Raw genomic sequence first — 2,497 nt, 5'->3', positions numbered from 1 at the left:
TCCCGGGCGTGACCCCGCGGTGCCGCCCGGCGACGACCAGCAGCGCCCGGACAGGCAGTTCCTCAGCGAGTAGGTGCAACGCCAGCAGGGTCGGATCGTCCGCGCGGTGCAGGTCGTCGATGACGACCACGGCCGGTTCGCTCCACGACGGCACTCCGGCCGGCAAGGAGGTGAGACCGGCCGGCAGCACCGGCACCCGGTAGGTCCGCAGGCCCGCACTTCGGGCCGCCGCCTGATACGCGTCCAGCAGCGTGGTCACCCCGAAGCCCGGGTCAGCCCGCACCATCAGAAGAAAGTGGGTTCTCCTGTCGCTTCAGCGGGCAGCCACGCCAGAACGCCAACAGGTCACACTTTGCGCTCCTTCGCCGGGTAGAGCTTCGCGTGCAGGACCCGGGCCTCCGAGCACGGATCGTCCGGGACGGAGACCAGCGCGGCCACCAGCTCCCGCTTGGTCGGCGCGGGCAGCACCAGTGGGCCCAAGTCCTGCGCGGCACGGGTGTTCACACACCCCGGGCGCTCCAGCTGATCGGGGCCGGCCTGCTCGGTCGGCTCCAGCCTCGAACCCGCCTGGCCGCCGATCGAGCCCCGGCACGTCCAACACGGGCGCAGCGCGGCGTTGGCCGTGCGGGCGGCTTCCAGTTGCTCTTCGGCCTCCCGTTCCAGCCGTTCCTTGTGTTCCTGGTGGCAGGACCAGCAGCGGCCGCCAGGCCGGCGGGTCCACTTGTGGCTGCCGTGGAGGCCGTACTCCCAGGTGCTCTCCTGCTCGGGGACATCGCCGCAGTCGACGCAGGCCAGGGGGTCCATCAGCTCCCGGTGGGCCTTCTGCTGCTCGTCCACCCAGCCAGACCTGCAGTCGGGTCCTCTTACACGGTGGGAGCAAAGATGTAGGAGAAGGCACCGGGCAGGGTAGTGGTGCCTCCCGCGGTGGTGATCGTCAGGTCCGCGGGGCCGGGGGCTCCGGGTGGCGTGGTGAGCGCGACGGTGGTGTCGGAGACCACCGAGAAGGACACGAGCGTCCCGGCCAGCGTGACCCGATCGGTCGTGGCCAGAGCGGCGCCGGTCACGGTCGCCACGGTGCCGCCTGACAGCGGGCCCTCGTTCGGGCTGATCGCGGTGAGGGTCGGCGCATTGGTGTAGGTGTAGGTGAGGGTGTCGGCCGTTCCTCCCGCGGTGGTGACGGTGACGGGCACGGTGCCGGCCGCGCCATGTGCGGGTGCGGTGACGGTGAGCTGGGTCTCGGAGGTGCTGCTCGGGCGGACTGTGGTGGTACCGAAGGTGACCCCGTTCGCGGTGGTGAGGCCGTACCCGGTGATGGTGACGGTGGTACCGGGGGCCGTGGGTCCGGTGTTCGGTGTGATCGAGGTGAGGGTGGGCGTGCCGATGTAGTAGAAAGGCGCGGGGTTGCTGGTGCCGCCGGGGGTGGTGACGGTGATGTCCACCGCTCCGGTGCCGGGCGGGCTTATCACGGTGACCTGGTTCGGTGTGTCGCCGATGATCGTGGCCGGCCTGGAGCCGAAGTGGACGGCGGTGGCGTCCGCCAGGTTGACGCCGTTGATGGTGACGACCGTTCCGCCGGTGGTGGGCCCCTGGTCGGGCGCCACGCCAGGGAGTTCGATCACGCTGACCGTGTCGGTACCGCTGTTGGTCACATAGGTGGCCAGACCGTTCGGAGTGATCGCCGCACGGGAGGGCTGGGTGCCGACGGCGTAGGTGGTGGTCACGGTGTTGGTGGCGGTGCTGATCACGCTGACCGAGTCGGACCCGAAGTTGACCACCCAGATCCGCGTGCCGTCGGGACTCCTCACCGCCCCGGCCGGGTTGGTGCCCACCGGGATCGGGGCGCCGGTGACCGTGTTGGTCGCGGTGTCGATGACACTGACCGTGCCGTCCCCGTTGTTCGCCACGTAGGCCCGCGTGCCGTCCGGTGTCACCGCCACCCCGATGGGGCCGGCCCCGACGGGAACGGTTGCCGTCACGGTGTTGGTGGCGGTGCTGATCACACTCACCGCCGCGCCGCCGTAGTCCGACACGTACACCCGTGTACCGTCCGGCGTCACCGCCACGCCATTGGGTGCGGCACCGACCGGGATGGTGGCGGTCACGGCATTCGAGGCGGTGTCGATCACGCTGACCGTGCCGTCCCCGTGGTTGGCCACGTACACCCGCGTGCCGTCCGGTGTCACCGCCAGCTCGAACGGGCTGCTGCCCACAGCAATGGCCGGACCCGTCAGGGCGTTGGTGGCGGTGTCGACCACGCTCACGGATCCAGCGCTCGCGTTGGACACGTACGCCCGAGTCCCCGACGGTGTGATCGCCACGCCCACCGGGCCGCTGAACCCGGAGACGGTGGCCACGGTGGCCAGAGCGGCGGTGTCGATCACACTGACCGTGCCGCCCCCGTTGTCGGCCACATAGGCGTAGCGCCCGCTCGGCGTGAAGGCTATACCGATGGGCCCGGCCCCTACTGTCACGGTGGGGTCCTCGATCGCCCACGACA

3 protein-coding genes are annotated in these 2,497 nt (G+C 70.6%); all 3 read right to left on the bottom strand.

The genetic code is table 11. The features are described from left to right. The coding region (locus tag ACFQ87_RS45610) for a hypothetical protein (RefSeq protein ID WP_380616948.1) at window positions 1–286 on the bottom strand (286 nt) is incomplete at its 3' end. Between the two features lie 59 nt (window positions 287–345). Next, window positions 346–837 carry a hypothetical protein gene (locus ACFQ87_RS45605; RefSeq protein WP_380616947.1) on the bottom strand — a complete coding sequence of 164 codons (492 nt, stop codon included), beginning with the start codon at window positions 835–837 and terminating at the stop codon, window positions 346–348. 26 nt (window positions 838–863) lie between these two features. Next, window positions 864–2,497 (bottom strand): IPT/TIG domain-containing protein (locus ACFQ87_RS45600; protein WP_380616946.1); only part of this gene is annotated, 1,634 nt, incomplete at its 5' end.

The organism is Kitasatospora sp. NPDC056531, assembly GCF_042794375.1.
GTDB lineage: Bacteria > Actinomycetota > Actinomycetes > Streptomycetales > Streptomycetaceae > Kitasatospora.
This window is presented reverse-complemented; position numbering and strand designations above follow the sequence as displayed.